Here is a 16,969-nt window from a genome sequence, read left to right as displayed (position 1 = left end):
CTTCCTGTTTTCTATCATTCTATTCGAGCCTGCAGCAGATGAATTGAGTCAGGAGACTCGGGGCAATCATGGATTATTCTTTGTCTGTTCGAATGCACACTCTAAATCTGCGAATGACCATATGATGTATAAAACAGCTGTATGTACCGGGAGGGGTGTTTTGTTGACGAATTTCAATTTTGAGGTCACCAGCGGGGTATTTCCGAAGTTTGAGCCTGCTATAGCCGTGAATCTCCTGCTTCCGCAGGTTATGGTTGCTGTTGCAGTGGATACTACTTCAGGAACTCCCCAGACCGGGGTATACCGGTCTCTGGACGGCGGGGCTAACTGGACATCTGCCACACTGCCGCTGCCACCCGGTTTCACCGGAGCCGAAGCCCCCTATGTTGCTTACGGCTTTCCGAATACTTTTGTAGTAACGGCCCATGTGTTCCCGGGTGCCTCGGATGGAACATCAGTAATTTATACTTCTATCGATAACGGGGTCACCTTCAGCCCGCCCGTCATTGTTAACAGGGGATTCGGAACCTACATTAATAATGATGAGACGAATGTGCTTATCGATGTCGGGCAGTCCAGCCCTTATCTGGGCAACATCTATGTCACCTACAATCACCAGTTCAATGTTGAAAATGGCGGGAATTCAACGGCATTCCTCAGCCGCTCGCAGGATGGGGGAGCGACCTGGAACCAGCCGATATTGCTGTCAAGCGATGCGGATCAGGTGGAGCGTCCGGATGTGGCGGTGGATCTGGTCGGCAATGTCTATGCCGCCTGGGTAACAGTAAACCCGACATACCGGTTTGTCATCAGAACCTCTCAGGATGGAGCCTCTACCTTCGCTGCACCGGTTCTTGTCTCTCCTATTGTTCCGGTTCCTACAGTACTTCCGGTGCCAGGCTATGCCTTCAGAGTACTGACCTTTGCCAATGTATCGACCGACCGTTCCAGCGGGCAGTTTTCCGGTCGTGCCTATGCCGTTTGGCAGGATTTCCGGCAGGGCTACTCCGACATCTTTATGTCGTTCTCTGATTCCGGCGGAATAAATTGGTCGAGTCCGGTAAGCATCACCGGCGCCCCTGCCGGATCGCAGAATTTCTTCCCGGCCATTGATGTTGACCCCTTGCTCGGTGTAGTCAATATCATCTATTACAGTAACCAGGTAAACGGATTCTTGCTTGATGTATATGTGGCCCGTTCAATCAACGGCGGCCAGAACTTCACCAACACGAGAATCACCAACACTTCCTTTAATCCGAATGGAAGCAGTCCGACTCCGGTACCTCTGATCGGTGACTATATTGACATTATGTCGGTACCGCCCGGAGGATATATCGGAATCTGGACGGACACCAACTCAGGATCACTGAACATTACAGCCGGCTATTCGAATATTGTGATCACATGAGGACATAACAACAAGACCGCACATGCATAAGGCGCGGTCTTGTTTATTTTGATATACAGATAACTGTTATTGTCCTGATAAACCTTCAACGACCTTGTCGATATTCCACTGCATCATCCCAAGGTAAGTATCCCCTTCTTCACCTTCCTTGGCGACCGAATCCGTGAAAATTCTGGAATGAATCGGCACTCCCGTCTCAGCAGAAACCGTCTCCATTGTCTTAGGGTTTACACTCGTCTCGAGGAACAGCGCCGGAATGCTGTTATCTTCGATAATCCCGATAATGCGGCTCATCTGCTCCGGTGTTCCCTGGCTGTCGGTATTGATCTCCCAGATAAAAGCGGACTCGAGTCCATATGCCTGCGAAAAGTATTTAAATGCCCCTTCGCTTGTCACCAGAATGCGTTTATCCTGAGGAAGCTGCTGCACAGCATCCTTTGCATACTGATCCAGCTCATTCAGCTCAGCAACGTATTTTTCCTGATTGCTCTGGTAGTATGCTTCGTTGCCAGGATCCTGTTTAATTAGTTGTTCAGTTATGATTGCTACATATTTAACTGCATTCTGTATGTCCAGCCAGGCATGGGGGTCAACCTGTGATTCCTTGCCCTTTTCCGTCAGATAGATCGGAGTCACTGCTTCGGTCAGAGCAAACGAGACATCGTTTTTATTGGTTACATCGAGCAGATCCTGGAACCACCCTTTTCCTGTCTCCAGATTGAGGCCGTTATAAAAGATCAGGTCTGCCCCGGAAACCTTGCTTGTGTCCGCAGGCAGCGGATCATACATATGCGGATCGGTTCCGACTGGGACAAGGCTATATACATCTGCCTTATCGCCGGCAATATTCTCGGCCATATCCGCGATGATGGAATAGGTTGCTACAATCTGGAGCTTATCCTTCTCCTCCCCTCCTCCGGCGGTTGTATTGGAGCAGGCGGCAAGCAACAGGAGCAGCAGAGAAAGCGGCAGCAGCATAATTTTTTTCATCGTGTCTTCCATCCTTTCCCGAGGAAATTGTTTTTGGGCGATAAGATAAAGGAAACCGCAAACAGGGCCATGCCCACCAGTACAATTGTGGCACTTGTCGGCAGATTATACCGGAAGCTCACGATGACACCAGCAATCCCGGATACGGCGCCAACCGCCGAGGCCAGCATAATCATGTGAAACAGCGTCTTGGTCCACAAATACGAGGTAGCTGCCGGAATAACCAGCATGGCAATAACCAGAACGATGCCGACCTGTGACAACGAAGATACGGTAACTACAGAGAGCAGCATCATCAGCAGATAATGATAAAAGCCTGTCTTCAGCCCGTAAGCCTTGGCTACCACCGGATCAAATGAGCTGATCAGCAGCTCTTTATATAACAACGTAATAATAGCAATGACAACCAGCATGATGATAAAAGACTGGGTAAGCTCAGACTTCGGAACCGCCAGAATGTTGCCGAACAGGATATGCGTCAGGTCAAGCCCGCTCCGCGCAAAGGTAATCAGAACGATGCCAAGTGCGAAAAAGGAGCTGAGAATGATGCCGATGGATGTATCGCTTTTGATATTGCTGCGGCTGGTTATAAATTGAATGAGAATGGCTGCCAGCAATCCGAACAGGGATGCACCCAGCAGAATGTTGATGCCCAGTATATACGATAGCGCGACCCCGGGGAGAACGGCATGGGATAAGGCATCGCCCATCAGCGACATTTTGCGGAGTACGATAAAGCTGCCCAGCGCCCCTGACACAATGCCAAGGATAACCGCCGACAGTCCGGCGTTAAGGGCATACACGGGAATGTCCAGCCAGTCTGATAAAAGATTAATCATGCGCCTCACCCCCTGCCCCTCTGATGATCACATTGCCTAAGGAAGCTCCATACGCTCTGCGGATATTTTCGGTGGTGAACGTATCGCCAACATCGCCGAAGGCAATCAGCCTTTTATTGAGAATGATGATTTTGTCAAAATAGTCCTCGACCTCATGCAGGTCATGATGAACGACAAGGATGGTCTTGCCCTCTGCCCGCAGCTGCTTGAGCAGCTTGACGATTATCGTCTCACTGACCAGATCAATGCCGACAAACGGCTCGTCGAGGAAAAAAACCTCCGCCTGCTGGGCCAGCGCCCTGGCTATAAACACACGCTGCAGCTGTCCCCCCGACAGATTACTGATCTGCCTGTTCGCCAGATCTGCGATATCCACCATTGCCATGCAGCGCTCAGCGGTTTCCTGCTCTCGTCTGCCGGGACGCCGGAACAGCTTCAGTCCTGGATAAGTACCGGTCAGCACTGTATCCCGGACGGTTATCGGGAAAGAAAGGTCGATGTCGTTCTTTTGCGGTACGTAGGCGATGTTGCGCCTGTAGCCGGATATCAGCCTGCCCTCCACTTTGACTGTACCGCTGCGCTTTTTGACCACCTCCAGCAGCGCCTTGATAAAGGTTGATTTGCCGGCGCCGTTGGGCCCGATAATCCCGACCGAATGGCCAAGGGGAATGTCAAGATTGATGTCTTCCAGTACCGGGTTGCCGAAATAGTCAACATTCAGGTCTTTAATTTCGATCACAGTATTCTCTCCTGTCCGATGAACTTTTTCATTCGCAACTATTTTCTAGTCGGTTAAAAGTATTTCTCTATACAACTTTTGTTTCCTGTGGGAAACTTTTATTCTTAGGTACAATATATTTAACCCAGAGAAAAAAGTCAATATTATTTTAATTTTTTCGGATCTCTAAAAATATCGTTATAGCTGCAGCGTAAAAAAAGCCCGGCCCGTCAATTCGACGGACTGGGCTTACAGAAGTAAAAAATGAATACTCCGAATGGATTTATCCCATCCTGATAACGGCCTTAACAACCTCTTCTTTGTTATCGATGACGTAATCAAATGCTCTTTGGGACTCCTCGAAGCTGAACTCGTGCGTAACGATGCCTTTGACATCGATTTTGCCGCCTGAAATCGCACCGATTGCGGCCGGATACAGGTTGCGGTAACGGAAGACTGATTTGATGTCAGCCTCTTTGAACATAATCTGCATAAAATCAAAGTCAATGATATCCTTGGCCGCCAGGCCCACAAGTACAATGCTGCCACCCCGTTTAACCAGATAAGGCGTCTGTTTAACCGTATGCTCACTACCGGCAGTTTCGATTACTTTATCCATGCCTGCTCCATCCGTCAGTGCAGTGATTACCGCGAGCACATCCTCATGTCTGGCATTGATAACCTGCGTAGCACCAAGGCGCTTGGCCGCTTCCAGCCGCTTCTCGATAATATCGACTACGACGATGTCCGTAGCACCGAAAGCTTTGCAGGCCAGCAGCGTGACAAGCCCGATACAGCCTGCGCCCAGAATCACGACACGATCGCCCAGCTTGATGCCGCCTTGCGCTGCAGCATGCAGTCCCACAGAAAGCGGTTCAACCAGTGCACCTTCTTCCGGTGAGACGTTGTCCGGGAGCTTGAATGCCATATTTTCCGGGAATGCGATATAATCCGTCAGACAGCCGTGATAAGGCGGGGTCGCGAGAAATTGTACATCAGGACACAGATTATACTTCCCGCTCTTGCAGAACTCGCATTGTCCGCAGGTAATTCCCGGCTCCAGCGCTACCCGGTCACCAACCTGAAGATGCTTCACCCCGGAGCCAAGCTGAACCACCTTACCCGCACACTCATGACCCAGGATAAAATCCCCTTCGACCACAAAATCACCGATCCGGCCATGCTCCAGATAATGCACATCCGAGCCGCAGATCCCCACATAATCCAGCTTGACGATAACCTCGCCTTCAGCAGGCACCGGCATTTCGATTTCTCTCATTTCCATTTTCTTGAGTCCGGTCATATAAAAAGCTCTGTTCTTCATTAGATCTCTCCTCCCGTTATTACAACGGTCCCGTCACAGAAAACTGTAATCTCACCGGCAATCCGAAGTTTGATAATACCCTTTTATAAAACACCTTTATTTAAGATTATAGCCAGAATTTTTTTGCTGTCAACAGAATTTAACAAGAACTGTAAGCGGATTCATTTTTGTCTTTATAACAGACACAAATAAGCCCCAACCGATAGCGGACCGCACCGTTATTCCGGCACATTTCCGCTATGTCTGGGACTTGTTTATGAACATTTATAGCGCAAACGAAGTTTGTTCCCGCGCATCAGATGCTGTCGATGAACCCGGCAACAAGCTCCAGCGCTGCGCCTACTGCAGTTGCCTCCAGCTTGTATTTGCAGACTCGCAGATAAGAGCCGTCTGCCTCGAAGGTATTCTTACCCGCTACGCGTTCTTGAAGAAGGTCGATGTATTCCTCCATGTACGCTCCGGCGTATCCGCCAAGGATCACATCGCAATCATAGAGCATCCGCAGATTGTTGATCGTCACCACAAGATAGACAAGATACGCTTCCCAGAGCGATTTCTGCGGCTCTTGACCGGTGCGCAGCAGCCGGAAGAATTCAGAGATGCTGCCCTGTGTGCTGTCCGAGAGGATGCGGGCCGAGCAATAAGCATCGACACAGCCCTTCTGACCGCAGTAACAGGTATGGCCTCCGGGTACGATGGTCATATGGCCAAATTCTCCGCTGCGGTGATTCTGGCCGGTGTAAATCTGGTTATCGACGATAATGGAGCCGCCTACACTGTTGTTCAGCGAGAGATAGACGACATTATTGAGGTCCTGCTCCCCCCATAATTCGGCGAATCCTGCTGCATTGGCATCGTTGCTAAATACACAGGTGTACGGGATATGCTCCGCGAACTGCCGGACATTCCCCCCTTTAAAATCGATGACCGTAGCATAGCTGACCGTCTGGCGGTCAGCCTCGAGAATCGCGGGCAGTGCTATGCCTGCACCAAGGATTTTGCTGCTGTCTATGGCACATTCAGCTACAAATTCGTCCACCAGCCTGCCTACTCCCTGAAAGTAAGTCTCTGAATTGGCAAATGGAAACTGGTGCCGGACATTCTTCACCATTTTTCCGCTGAGATCTATGGCGACTATTCCGACGTGATTCCGCGTAACATCCAGACCGATGCTGTATTTTGCCACACTGTTGCAGGCCATGGCCTTTGCCTTCCGTCCTCCTGTAGATTCAAACAACCCGGTCTCTATAATCAGATCACGTTCCTGCAGTTCCTTGAGATTCTGGGTAACCGTCGGAAGGCTCAGATTAACTGCCGAAGCAATCTCCTGAATGGAAGTCGATGGATGGTTGTTCAGGTAACGGTAGATCGCATTCCGGTTCATTTTTTTGACATCCATGCTGTTTAAGCGTTGTGCCGCCATTGTGCAAATCCTCCGGCTTTTATAAATGTATTTCTATAATGTGCTATTTTCATCATAATCTATGTTAATCCGGATTTGCAACGATCAGGAGCTTATTTTGTGAATGTTTTCACTACACTAATCTGCAAGGTTCAATTACAATTCAATTAATTGATAATCCGGCACCTAATACTAAAAAGCAGATATGATCATCGGTATACCGGCGCAAAATAGCCCGATCTAAGCCGCCAGCAGAAGCAGGCAGTTCAGATCGGGCTATCCAGTCCATTTTAACTCAAGTACTTACCGGTAATGGATTCTGCGGCTTCCTGAATCCGGTCAGGCGTACCTTCGTACACGACCTGCCCGCCCCGGCTGCCGCCGTCCGGCCCCATGTCGATGATCCAGTCAGCCTGGCTGATGACCTCCAAATTATGCTCGATGACGATCACAGTGTTACCGGCGTCCACGAGCCGGTCCATGATCTCCAGCAGGTGACCGATATCGGACATGTGCAGCCCGGTCGTCGGCTCGTCCATCACATAAATACTGCCCTGCTTGTGCAGCTCACTGGCCAGCTTGATCCGCTGGCACTCCCCGCCTGACAGGGTGCTGAGCGGCTGTCCGAGCGTAATGTAGGTCAGCCCGACATCGCTCAGCGCCTGCAGCTTGCGCCGGACCTCCTTCAGCTCGAAGAATTCCAGAGCCTGCTCCACGGTCATCTCAAGCACTTCAGCAATCGATTTGCCGTTCAGCTTGTAAGCCAGTACCTCTTCCTTGAAGCGTCTTCCGCCGCACACTTCACATGGCAGCTTTATCGTATCCAGAATGGCCATTTCGGCATAGACCACACCAAGACCCTGGCAGTTCTCGCAGGCTCCTTTGGAGTTGAAGCTGAACAAGCCGGGACTGACCTTGTTGGCACTGGCAAACGCCTTGCGCACATCATCCATGATTCCGGTGTAGGTTGCCGGATTGGATCGGGTGGATACGCCTATAGCCGACTGGTCAATTACGATAGCCTCCGGGTGGCTGCTGAGAAAGACATCATTAATCAGTGTACTTTTACCTGAACCGGCAACCCCGGTCACTACCGTCAAAACCCCTGCCGGGATATCCACGGAGACCTTTTGCAGATTATGCAGGGAAGCCTCTCCCACCGGCAGCTTGCCGGTAGCCTGCCTGTACTTTTGCTTCAATTGCAGCTGGCGTTTCAGATGTGCACCCGTTAACGTTCCTGACTCCAGCAGACCCTCGTAGCTGCCTTCGTAGACAATGCTGCCTCCGCGGCTTCCGGCATTCGGCCCGACATCCACGATATGATCGGCCACCTTGATGACATCCGGATCATGCTCAACGACGATGACCGTATTTCCTTTATCTCGCAGCTTCTGCAGCAGCTCGTTCAGGCGGTGAACGTCACGGGGATGCAATCCGACACTCGGCTCGTCAAAGATATAGGTAACATCCACCAGACTTCCGCTGAGATGCTTCACCATCTTGACCCGCTGGGACTCTCCGCCGGACAGGGTATCCGTCTCACTGTCCAGTGTCAGATAATCAAGCCCGATATCCACCAGATGCTGCAGCCGTCCGGTCAGCGCTTTGACTGCCGGAGCTGCCGCAGGATCACCGATCTCCTGTATGGTAAGGATCAGCCTGCCGACCTCCATCGATGACAGCTCGGCAATGTTGTAACCGTTGATCCGGCAGCCGAGTGCCGCCTGGCTTAGTCTTGCTCCGCGACAGCTTGGACACGGGCCTTCGGTAATGAAGGGGGCGACCATCTTCTGGGTGCGCTCGGATTTCATTTTGACATCCTGTCTGATGTATTTGCCCGTAAATTTCTCGATGACGCCTTCCACAGTAATATTGGTAGCTTTGCCTGCGAAATCCATCTTTACCTTTCTGGCTTTGGCGTACAGCAGCTGGTCAAGCTCAGCCTCTGTATAGTCGCTCAGCCGTTTATCAAGGTCAAAATCTCCGGCCTGGACGATCATATTCCACTCCCAGCCGCCTACTGAATAGTCCGGCAACAGAATAGCGCCCTCGTTCAGTGATTGTGACAAATCCAGCGCCTTATCCATATCGACCCCAAGCCTGCGGCCGATACCGCTGCATTCCGGGCACATTCCCTGAGGATCATTGAAGGAGAACCTGTTCGCCCCTCCGATATGCGGCTGGCCCACCCGGGAGAACAGCAGACGCAGAATCGGAGAAATATCAGTGATCGTACCCATGGTGGAATGGGAGCCTCCGCCCAGCCGTTTCTGATCCACAATGACCGCCATGCTCAGATTTTCAATAGCATCGGTATCCGGCTGCGGAAACTTCGGCAGGAAGGTGCGCACGAACATACTGAAGTTCTCATTCAGCAGACGCGAAGATTCCGCAGCAATCGTATCAAAAACAATTGAGGATTTCCCGGAGCCCGAGACACCGGTAAAGATCGTAATCTTCCGCTTGGGTATGCGCAAGGATACATTTTTGAGGTTATTTTCCCTCGCACCTGATATGACGATATACTCCTGATTAGACCCGCTCATGTTAAGCATCCCTCCGGTTGATGTTCGTTTTCGCTGACATTGCTATTGTATCATCTGCAGCCAAACAAAACCCGGTCACAATCAGTCTGCGGGATTTAATATAGCGAGCACCTGATGATCCTCCCACACGCCGTTGATTTTTACATTACGGAGGGCAAGGCCTTCCTGGTGAAATCCTGCCTTTTCCAGGACCCGGATCGAGCCGGGGTTCTTGGGAGAGGCCTCACCTGTAATCCGGTGAAACTTCAGCTCCTCGAAGGCGTATTTCACGACTATTTTAACCGCTTCAGTCATGTATCCCCGGCCGTTAAACTCCTGATCCAGGCTGTAGCCGATCATACAGCTCTGCAGCGCCCCTCTTACCACAAAAGACAGGCCAACACTGCCGATAATCCGGCCGTCCTCCCGGTGGCATACTACAAAATCATACCTCCGGTCCGTTTCACGGTCTGACCTGCTGTTCGCTATCAGCTGAAGCTGATAATCCTCTGTATAGAACTCGTCAATCGCATTCGGTGAATATTTCTCAAAAAACGCCCGGTTACGCTTGTAAATATCGGTTAACGCTGCAGCATCCGTCTCCTGGGGGAATCGGACGTAAATCCGCTGCTCCGCTTGCTCTGTCTTGTCCACTGTCTGCACCACCCTGCAAAAATAATAATTAATCTGACTAATTCTGATATACCTACTCTAGTGCTGCAAAATACCCGATCGCAACCTCACGGAATTCGCAGGCGGCCGGTGAAAGATAACGCCCCTTGTTCCACAGCAGAGCAATTTCCCGCACCAGCTTATCGTTATTTACCTGCAGATAGCTGACCGCACCGCGTGAATCCTTCGCAGTACCGGGAATAAACGCAATGCCGATTTCAGCTTCTACCAGTTGGATCAGCCTTGAAGGCTCATCCCCCTCATACACATAATGCGGTGTAAATCCCTCTGCGCTGCATACGGAATCAGCCAGATCCCGGGTTCCGTATCCCTTTTTGACACCCACAAACCATTCATCCTTCAGTTCAGACAATTCAATAGCTGAGCGGTCTGCGAGCCTATGCCCTCTTGGCACTGCAACCAGAAGCGGGTCATGATATACAATCCGGGTCTCAATCTCCTCCGCTTCAAAGGATGGCGAAGACAGGCAGAAGTCTACTTCTCCCCTCAGCAGGCAGTCAGTCATCTCTATGGTTGTAAGCATCTGCACATGAAAATGAATATCCGGCCGCTTGTGCCGGAAGGCCCGCAGAATATTGGGGAGTGCGCTTGCTGCTGTTACAGCGAGCTCCAGCGTAGCGGGCTCCTGATCGGCAAGATACTGCAGCTCCTGCCTGCCCTGGGCTAACTCAAATAAGGCGCGCTCTGCACGCAGCAGAAATCTGCTGCCGTAATCATTCAGCTTCAGCCGCCTGCCGTTACGGTCAAAGAGCGGGACACCAAGATCCTCCTCCAGCCGGGCAATGGTTCTGCTCAGAGAGGATTGCGTAACATGCAGGCTCTGCGCAGCTTCCGTTACATGCTCAAGCCGGGCTACCGTTACGAAATACTGTAGTTGCAGAAGCTCCATAGCGCCTCCTTTCATTCCTTATAGTCAATGAAATCATAACATAAAATGCATTGGAGTAAATAACACTTTTCCTTTACGATAATATTACTTTAGTAACTAGGAGGACACTGAAATGAAAAACCGTAACAGGTGGTTATTAATAGCGGTTGGATTGGGGGTCCTGCTTAATCCCTTGAACTCATCAATGATTTCAATCGCACTAGCCAGACTTCAGGAAGTCTACCAGCTGGATTATACTGCTGTATCGTGGGTTGTTTTTGCTTTTTATATCGCCAGCAGTGTCGCCCAGCCGGTCATGGGCAAAGCCAGCGACCTGTTCGGCCGGCGGCGCATTTTTCTTGCCGGACTGGTGGTTGCCTTCGCAGCCTCTATGCTGGCTCCCTTCTCGCCGGGGTTTGGCTGGCTGATCGTTTGCCGTATTATCCAGTCCATCGGGACAAGCATGATGGTTGCGGTCGGTATGGCCATTGTGCGGATACATATCAAGGAGAACCAGGCTGCCGCCCTGTCTGTACTGTCCGTCTTTTTATCAGGCGCTGCGGCAGTCGGACCTTTTATTGGAGGAGTTATTATCGGGTGGTGGGATTGGGAGGCGGTTTTTTGGGTCAATATTCCATTCACGGCTGCCGGCTTTGCGCTGGCCTGGCGGAGTATTCCTGCGGATCGCCCGGAGGTTTCAGCGGTAAAAGGCAGACCTCTCTCCAAATGGCTGGAAATCCTGGACGTCAAAGGAATTGTACTGTTTGCAGCCGGTCTGACATCCCTGCTCCTTGGTGTGCTGTCCCTTGAGTCCTCCGGAGCCGCCGCATCCTGGCAGATCCTTACGGCTCTAGGCGGACTTACGCTGCTTGCCGGTTTTGTAATACATGAGCTGAGAACGGCTTCGCCCTTTATCCCCCTGCGCACCTTTGCCCGTTACCCGGCAATGACCCGGGTTAATGTAGAGTACATGCTGGTTAACGTGCTGTATTATGCGCTCTTCTTCGGACTGCCCTCTTATCTGCAGGCAGTACAGCAAGTCAGTGTCTTTCAGACAGGTATTCTGATGCTGAGTCTCGGCCTGTGCTCGCTTGCAGCAGCCCCGTTTGCAGGACGATGGGTAGACCGCTCTGGTCCGGGGCCGGCCCTCATGCTGTCTGCTCTACTGATGACCTTCGGCTCTTTGTGGCTGGTAATGCTGAACGGAAGCTGGCCGGTTGCCAGCATATGTATAGCTTTGGCTGCATTCGGAATAAGCAGCGGGCTAAGCGGTGTCGGCCTGCAGGCCGCCCTGTTTCAAAGCTCTCCCAAGGAAATCATCGGTGTTGCTTCAGGTGTGTTCAATACCTCAAGATATTTCGGGACCATCCTGTCTTCTCTGCTGACAGGCCTTATTATGGGCGGGCAGCTCAGCTCAGGCGGCTTACGGCGGCTTGCCTTTGTTCTTACTGCAATCGCGCTTCTGCTGATATTCCTGAACCGGCAGCGCCTGCGCGCAAGAATCCGATAAAGTTCACCGCAGCTTTACTGAGGAACGGCTGCTTCAGCCAGATTACGGCGGAGCTGGATACAGCATAAGGATCATCGATCCGGGAATAACGGAGGCTCCGGCCGGTATGTCTGGCAAGTGAAGTCTCTGGAAGGATCGATGCACCGAATCCGGAAGATACCAGCTCAACAAGCATTCCGATGTCAGAACATTCTCCAACAATAACCGGGGATAATCCGCGGGAGCGGAAATGCTCAAGGATCAGGTTATAGAGCCCAAGCCCTTCCGTACTCGGAAGAAGCAGCGGGTATCCGGCAATTGCTTCGTAAGATACGGTTTCCTCCGTAAGGGCCAGTGTGCCGGGTTCTGCATCACCGGTAACAAAATAAAGCGGCTCATCACCAAGCATCAGACAGTCAAAATCCTCCAGATCTATCGGCAGGCGGACAATAGCCAGATCGAGCATCTTGTCACGGACCAGCTGAATCAGCGTATTCGTTTCATTCTGCTGGATTTTAAACGTTACCTTCGGGTATTTTACCCGAAACAGGCTGAGCGCGCCGGGCAGCCGGGAATCAGACAAGGTATTAATCCCAATTGACAGCTTGCCTCTGATTCCAAGTCCGCTCTCACGGGTTTCAGCCTTGGCTTCATCCATCAGGCGGGTAATCGTCAGGGCATGCTCATAAAGCGTCCTGCCGGAAGCGGTCAATTCCAGCTGCCGGCCGTTGCGGTGAAACAATGGCACGCCAAGCTCCGTCTCCATCAGTTTAAGCTGCTGGCTTAGCGGAGGCTGGGACATGTGCAGCTTCAGCGCGGCAGAGGTAACCTGCCGTTCCTCCGCAAGGGCAATAAAATAACGCAGCTGCCTGATATCCATAAGCTCAGCTCCTTTACCATTAATGTATATGATAATCATATACTTTTGCTACAAACTTAATATTATTCATATAGTTAACTCCATGTTACCATGCTTATGTAAGATTAACGCAGAAAGCTGGTAATGGAATTATGAAATGGAACAAGTACAAAGATCACCTGAGCTTATTGCCCGCAGGCGTGCAGTGGCTTTTCTTTTTGTTTACCAACACAGTGCTGGTCCCGCTATCAGTGGGCCATGCGCTGGGAATGAACGCAGCTGACATCACCGCATCCATGCAGCGTTCCTTTATTCTGACCGGCCTGTTATGTATTGTCCAAGCTGTGTGGGGACACCGTTACGCCCTCATGGACGGTCCTGCCGGCATTTGGTGGGGGTTGGTGCTCGGAATCATCTCCTCCGCTCCTGCGATGGGCATGAATCCCGCGTCCGTAGCAGCAAGTCTGACCGGCGGTTTTCTGCTGGCCGGTATGATCGGAAGCCTCCTGGCTCTGCTAGGCTTCCTGAAGCTGTTGCAGCGGATCTTTACACCGGTTGTAATGGGCATTTACCTGCTGCTGCTTACCTTTCAGCTGGCCAATACGTTCTTTAAAGGCATGATCGGCTATAGTGCCGGCGGCACGTGGGATTTAAAGCTTGCCGGCCTGTCTCTCGTCATTATCCTGTTTGTTTCCTTTATTCATTTGAAGGCGAAAGGCAAGCTCAGTCAGTTCTCTCTGCTGCTTGGCATCATAGCAGGCTGGATCGCCTACGTAATCTGCTTCGGCAGCTCTGGAAGCATGGGAACAGCATCAGTGGAAAGTATGGCAGTCTGGAAATGGATGCCATGGGGCAGGCCAACCTTTGAGCCAGGCATCGTCATGGTCGGTCTGCTAGCCGGGCTGGTTAATATGACTAACACCTTAACCAGCCTGCTGGCTGCAGATAAGTTGTATCAGCAGCAGGCTACAGAGAAGCAGTATATCCGCTCGCTGCTGTTCACCAATCTGTTCTCGGTTGCCGGCGCCTGCTTCGGGCTGATTCCGTTCGGCACGTTCGCTTCCTCAATAGGATTTCTTGAGAATACAAAGGTGCTGCGGCGGTCTGCCCTGATGACCGGTGCTGCACTGCTAATGCTGGTCGGCCTCATTCCGGCCTTGAGCAGCTGGCTGGCACTGCTTCCGATGTCTGTCGGCAGCGCAGTGCTGTTTGTCGCCTATCTGCAAATGTTCGGCACGGCGCTGAATACCCTTGGCCGCACCGCACTTAATTCCAAAACGATTTATCGTGTTGCACTCCCTGTATTGACCGGAATCGGAATCATGAATATTCCCGCCTCCGCCTTTGCCGACTTCCCGCCGCTGCTGACTCCGCTCGCTTCCAACGGGCTGGTCGTTGGTGTCATACTGGCTTTGGTGATGGAGAACCTTGTCCCATGGAGCCAATTCGAGCCTAAGGCTTCCAGCCTGCCGGCATCCAAATAAGCTTAACTAAACCGGTAAGTCCAAAACTGTTCCGTGCCGTAACGGCTGATGATTTCTTCCTCGGTCAGAACCCGGTTGCCCACAAGCTCCGCTGCCTGAAACTGTGAACGGTGCGACTGAATGGATGCCATTTTGGAAGACAGGAATGCGGTAATATCTACGGTTACGTCCGCTTTTCCGATCATCTGCTCATGGTTGCTGGAGAAAGCACTGCACAGGACAACCGGCCGTTCTCCAGCAGGGAGAAGTCCGATGGTCCGTATGACAGCTGCCCCGGTTGCATCATGATCGGGGTGTACGCTGTAGCCGGGATAGAATGTAATCACGATCGAAGGTTTCAGCTCCTTCAGCATGTCCAGAATGGTTCCATCCAGCAGCTCCTGGTCCTCGAACTCTATCATCTTGTCATGGAAGCCAAGCATTCTTAGGTCCTGGATGCCGATTGCACGGCAGGAGTCTTCCAGCTCCCGCTTACGGATCCCCGGAAGGGTAACCCGGTTAGCGAAGGGCGGGATGCCCATATTCCGGCCCATTTCGCCAAGAGTAAGACAGGCAAAGGTCACCTGGGCGCCTCCTGCTATGTATTTCGCCAAAGTGCCCGCTGCAACAAAAGACTCGTCGTCCGGATGCGGGAACACGGCCAGAATGCGCAAAGCATCAGTGTGATTATTGCTCATGTTCGTACCTTCCTCCATCCTCATCAGAACGCCTCCAGACTCAGTTGCAGGGCGACGACCAGCTTGCCCATGCTGTCATGTCCGGCGAGAATAAGACGCTGTGTATCCTGCTCATCTATATGGGTAAGCCCTTCGGCGTAAATCCAGCCCTGTGCGGTTTTTAACCCGACCCGGTACGGGCCGGTGCCGGAGATGGAGCCCTGGGTGTAACGGATAACCGCATTGCTGATAAAAGCGGAGGCCGGATGACGGCTGCTGTCCAAATGATTGGCATACGCGCCTGAGGTAAGCTCAAGATGGAGATATAAATCTTGTCCGGATAATTCATTTATCCGTGACTGTATATGTTGCGGTTGTATCGGCTGCATAGTATTCTCCTTCATTAGTTATAATGCCACGATGACTGCACTACATAATTATCCTTCTACAATATCTGCCTGAAGATCGGTAGCAATCTCAATCATTAAAGGAACGACCGCCTCTGCGGTTACCGCCACATAGAGATCTCCGGAATACAGCCGGAAAGGAATTTCCGTTTCACCGTAAGTCCACATGAAGAAATCCCCCTCAATGGTCATAATGCTCTCTGATCCTTTGACGGTAAAAGTCTGCGAGTAAGCAAAATCAGCCCGCTGTGCGAAGTACTGCTTGCATTCCTCCAGAGTGATTGCCTGTGCCGCGTTGTCCTCCTGCATGGAACGGGTAATACAAAAACGCTGATTCATGTTATGCCTCCAAAAGAACAAAGTTCTGCAGCGGAAGAGGGCCTTTATTGCCTTCCAGCCCGCTGTCCCGAAACCCCATTTTCTCATTCCCTGTGCTCCCTGTCAAAACAATGCATGTTCATTCATGCAGATAATGACAAATTATCCTCGCATATATCCTTTCTGATATATCAAAAAAGTGCATAGCCGCCGCTACACACTCTTTCAAATCTTATTCTGTTTACTCCTGATTCAAAAAAGTCCGGGTCCGCTCCAGCTGCGGATTGACGAAGATTTGCTCCGGTGTTCCGGATTCGGCGATCTCCCCGTTGTCCATAAAGAATACCCGGTCTGCCACATCACGGGCAAAGTTCATCTCATGGGTCACAATGATCATCGTCATATTCTCCTCAGCCAGCTGGCGGATTACCCGGAGCACCTCCCCGGTCAGCTCGGGATCTAGTGCCGATGTCGGCTCGTCAAACAGCAGAATGTCCGGATTCAGCATCAGTGCTCTGGCGATCGCCACCCGCTGCTTCTGTCCGCCTGACAGCATGGACGGATATACATCCGCCTTGTCAGCCAGACCGACCTTGGTCAGCAGCTCCATGCTTCTCTCAGCAATGACCTGGCTGCTCTCCCGCTTCAGCGTTCTGGGGGCCAGCTCCAAATTACCCCGTACCGTCAGGTGCGGAAACAGGTTGAAGTGCTGGAATACCATGCCCATTGTTGCGGTAATGTCCCTGATCGCCGCGCTGCCGGCGTACTTCCCGTTCTCGGCCAGCGTTTTACCGTGGATGAAGATGCTCCCGCCGGTGATCTCTTCCAGATGCACAAGACTGCGCAGCATGGTGCTTTTACCGGAGCCGGAAGGTCCGATGACGGCCACAACCTCGCCGGGCTTCACTTCAAAGGTAATTTGCTTCAGCACATCCAGGCTGCCGAAGGATTTCTGTAATTGTTTTACTTCTATAATACTGCTCATAATC

16 protein-coding genes are annotated in these 16,969 nt (G+C 51.6%); 3 read left to right on the top strand and 13 right to left on the bottom strand.

The features are described from left to right. The first annotated feature begins 163 nt into the window (after positions 1 to 163). On the top strand, positions 164 to 1,408 hold the full coding sequence (locus AC4G46_RS16220; RefSeq protein WP_491123631.1) for a beta propeller repeat protein: 1,245 nt from the start codon (positions 164 to 166) through the stop codon (positions 1,406 to 1,408). Between the two features lie 66 nt (positions 1,409 to 1,474). On the opposite strand, the gene AC4G46_RS16215 is transcribed toward AC4G46_RS16220, so the two are convergent. The 8 genes from AC4G46_RS16215 to AC4G46_RS16180 form a co-directional block, all read right to left on the bottom strand. After that, the gene (locus tag AC4G46_RS16215) at positions 1,475 to 2,398 is read right to left on the bottom strand and encodes a metal ABC transporter substrate-binding protein (RefSeq protein ID WP_491123630.1); all 924 of its coding nucleotides are present in this window, start codon (positions 2,396 to 2,398) and stop codon (positions 1,475 to 1,477) included. Further along, positions 2,395 to 3,237, bottom strand: a complete 843-nt coding sequence (locus AC4G46_RS16210) for an iron chelate uptake ABC transporter family permease subunit (protein WP_491123629.1) — start codon at positions 3,235 to 3,237, stop codon at positions 2,395 to 2,397. The genes AC4G46_RS16215 and AC4G46_RS16210 overlap by 4 nt, the downstream gene beginning before the upstream one ends. After that, positions 3,230 to 3,973: a metal ABC transporter ATP-binding protein gene (locus AC4G46_RS16205; RefSeq protein WP_491128898.1), complete on the bottom strand. Its 744-nt coding sequence runs from the start codon at positions 3,971 to 3,973 to the stop codon at positions 3,230 to 3,232. Before AC4G46_RS16205 ends, AC4G46_RS16210 begins: the two co-directional genes overlap by 8 nt. 265 nt (positions 3,974 to 4,238) lie before the next feature. After that, complete coding sequence (locus AC4G46_RS16200; RefSeq protein ID WP_491123628.1) at positions 4,239 to 5,279, bottom strand: NAD(P)-dependent alcohol dehydrogenase; 1,041 nt, start codon at positions 5,277 to 5,279, stop codon at positions 4,239 to 4,241. 295 nt (positions 5,280 to 5,574) lie between these two features. Beyond that, positions 5,575 to 6,702: an ROK family transcriptional regulator gene (locus AC4G46_RS16195; protein WP_491123627.1), complete on the bottom strand. Its 1,128-nt coding sequence runs from the start codon at positions 6,700 to 6,702 to the stop codon at positions 5,575 to 5,577. Between the two features lie 269 nt (positions 6,703 to 6,971). Next, positions 6,972 to 9,227, bottom strand: coding sequence for an ATP-binding cassette domain-containing protein (locus AC4G46_RS16190; RefSeq protein WP_491123626.1), 2,256 nt, complete (start codon positions 9,225 to 9,227; stop codon positions 6,972 to 6,974). Positions 9,228 to 9,308: 81 nt separating this feature from the next. Beyond that, complete coding sequence (locus AC4G46_RS16185) at positions 9,309 to 9,860, bottom strand: GNAT family N-acetyltransferase (protein WP_491123625.1); 552 nt, start codon at positions 9,858 to 9,860, stop codon at positions 9,309 to 9,311. A 52-nt stretch (positions 9,861 to 9,912) separates the two neighbouring features. After that, positions 9,913 to 10,788, bottom strand: a complete 876-nt coding sequence (locus tag AC4G46_RS16180; RefSeq protein ID WP_491123624.1) for a LysR family transcriptional regulator — start codon at positions 10,786 to 10,788, stop codon at positions 9,913 to 9,915. A gap of 112 nt (positions 10,789 to 10,900) precedes the next feature. Here AC4G46_RS16180 and AC4G46_RS16175 point away from each other — a divergent pair, with 112 nt between their 5' ends. After that, on the top strand, positions 10,901 to 12,277 hold the full coding sequence (locus AC4G46_RS16175) for an MFS transporter (RefSeq protein ID WP_491123623.1): 1,377 nt from the start codon (positions 10,901 to 10,903) through the stop codon (positions 12,275 to 12,277). On the opposite strand, the gene AC4G46_RS16170 is transcribed toward AC4G46_RS16175, so the two are convergent. Further along, positions 12,213 to 13,136: a LysR family transcriptional regulator gene (locus tag AC4G46_RS16170; RefSeq protein WP_491123622.1), complete on the bottom strand. Its 924-nt coding sequence runs from the start codon at positions 13,134 to 13,136 to the stop codon at positions 12,213 to 12,215. The two genes, AC4G46_RS16175 and AC4G46_RS16170, sit on opposite strands and share 65 nt — an antisense overlap. Positions 13,137 to 13,267: 131 nt before the next feature. Here AC4G46_RS16170 and AC4G46_RS16165 point away from each other — a divergent pair, with 131 nt between their 5' ends. Beyond that, a complete protein-coding gene (locus AC4G46_RS16165) occupies positions 13,268 to 14,599 on the top strand; it encodes a uracil/xanthine transporter (protein ID WP_491123621.1) in 1,332 nt (443 codons plus the stop codon). Between the two features lie 2 nt (positions 14,600 to 14,601). On the opposite strand, the gene bshB2 is transcribed toward AC4G46_RS16165, so the two are convergent. From bshB2 to AC4G46_RS16145, 4 genes are all read right to left on the bottom strand, one after another. Further along, entirely contained in the window at positions 14,602 to 15,300 is a 699-nt protein-coding gene (bshB2, locus tag AC4G46_RS16160) for a bacillithiol biosynthesis deacetylase BshB2 (RefSeq protein WP_491123620.1), read from the bottom strand. Continuing rightward, positions 15,300 to 15,644: a YojF family protein gene (locus AC4G46_RS16155; RefSeq protein WP_491123619.1), complete on the bottom strand. Its 345-nt coding sequence runs from the start codon at positions 15,642 to 15,644 to the stop codon at positions 15,300 to 15,302. The genes bshB2 and AC4G46_RS16155 overlap by 1 nt, the downstream gene beginning before the upstream one ends. 48 nt (positions 15,645 to 15,692) lie before the next feature. Continuing rightward, positions 15,693 to 16,001, bottom strand: a complete 309-nt coding sequence (locus tag AC4G46_RS16150; protein WP_491123618.1) for a hypothetical protein — start codon at positions 15,999 to 16,001, stop codon at positions 15,693 to 15,695. A gap of 220 nt (positions 16,002 to 16,221) precedes the next feature. Beyond that, positions 16,222 to 16,965: an amino acid ABC transporter ATP-binding protein gene (locus tag AC4G46_RS16145; RefSeq protein ID WP_491123617.1), complete on the bottom strand. Its 744-nt coding sequence runs from the start codon at positions 16,963 to 16,965 to the stop codon at positions 16,222 to 16,224. Positions 16,966 to 16,969: the final 4 nt, after the last annotated feature.

This window comes from Paenibacillus sp. fava2 (assembly GCF_058313675.1).
The sequence above is the reverse complement of the archived record's forward strand: the minus strand, read 5'-3'. Positions and strand labels throughout refer to the sequence as shown.

Coding starts and splice junctions, on each gene's coding strand:
- AC4G46_RS16215 (WP_491123630.1), bottom strand. CDS start 2,398: ATGAAAAAAATTATGCTGCTGCCGCTTTCTCTGCTGCTCCTGTTGCTT.
- AC4G46_RS16210 (WP_491123629.1), bottom strand. CDS start 3,237: ATGATTAATCTTTTATCAGACTGGCTGGACATTCCCGTGTATGCCCTT.
- AC4G46_RS16200 (WP_491123628.1), bottom strand. CDS start 5,279: ATGAAGAACAGAGCTTTTTATATGACCGGACTCAAGAAAATGGAAATG.
- AC4G46_RS16195 (WP_491123627.1), bottom strand. CDS start 6,702: ATGGCGGCACAACGCTTAAACAGCATGGATGTCAAAAAAATGAACCGG.
- AC4G46_RS16190 (WP_491123626.1), bottom strand. CDS start 9,227: ATGAGCGGGTCTAATCAGGAGTATATCGTCATATCAGGTGCGAGGGAA.
- AC4G46_RS16180 (WP_491123624.1), bottom strand. CDS start 10,788: ATGGAGCTTCTGCAACTACAGTATTTCGTAACGGTAGCCCGGCTTGAG.
- AC4G46_RS16175 (WP_491123623.1), top strand. CDS start 10,901: ATGAAAAACCGTAACAGGTGGTTATTAATAGCGGTTGGATTGGGGGTC.
- AC4G46_RS16170 (WP_491123622.1), bottom strand. CDS start 13,136: ATGGATATCAGGCAGCTGCGTTATTTTATTGCCCTTGCGGAGGAACGG.
- AC4G46_RS16165 (WP_491123621.1), top strand. CDS start 13,268: ATGAAATGGAACAAGTACAAAGATCACCTGAGCTTATTGCCCGCAGGC.
- bshB2 (WP_491123620.1), bottom strand. CDS start 15,300: ATGAGGATGGAGGAAGGTACGAACATGAGCAATAATCACACTGATGCT.
- AC4G46_RS16155 (WP_491123619.1), bottom strand. CDS start 15,644: ATGCAGCCGATACAACCGCAACATATACAGTCACGGATAAATGAATTA.
- AC4G46_RS16150 (WP_491123618.1), bottom strand. CDS start 16,001: ATGAATCAGCGTTTTTGTATTACCCGTTCCATGCAGGAGGACAACGCG.
- AC4G46_RS16145 (WP_491123617.1), bottom strand. CDS start 16,965: ATGAGCAGTATTATAGAAGTAAAACAATTACAGAAATCCTTCGGCAGC.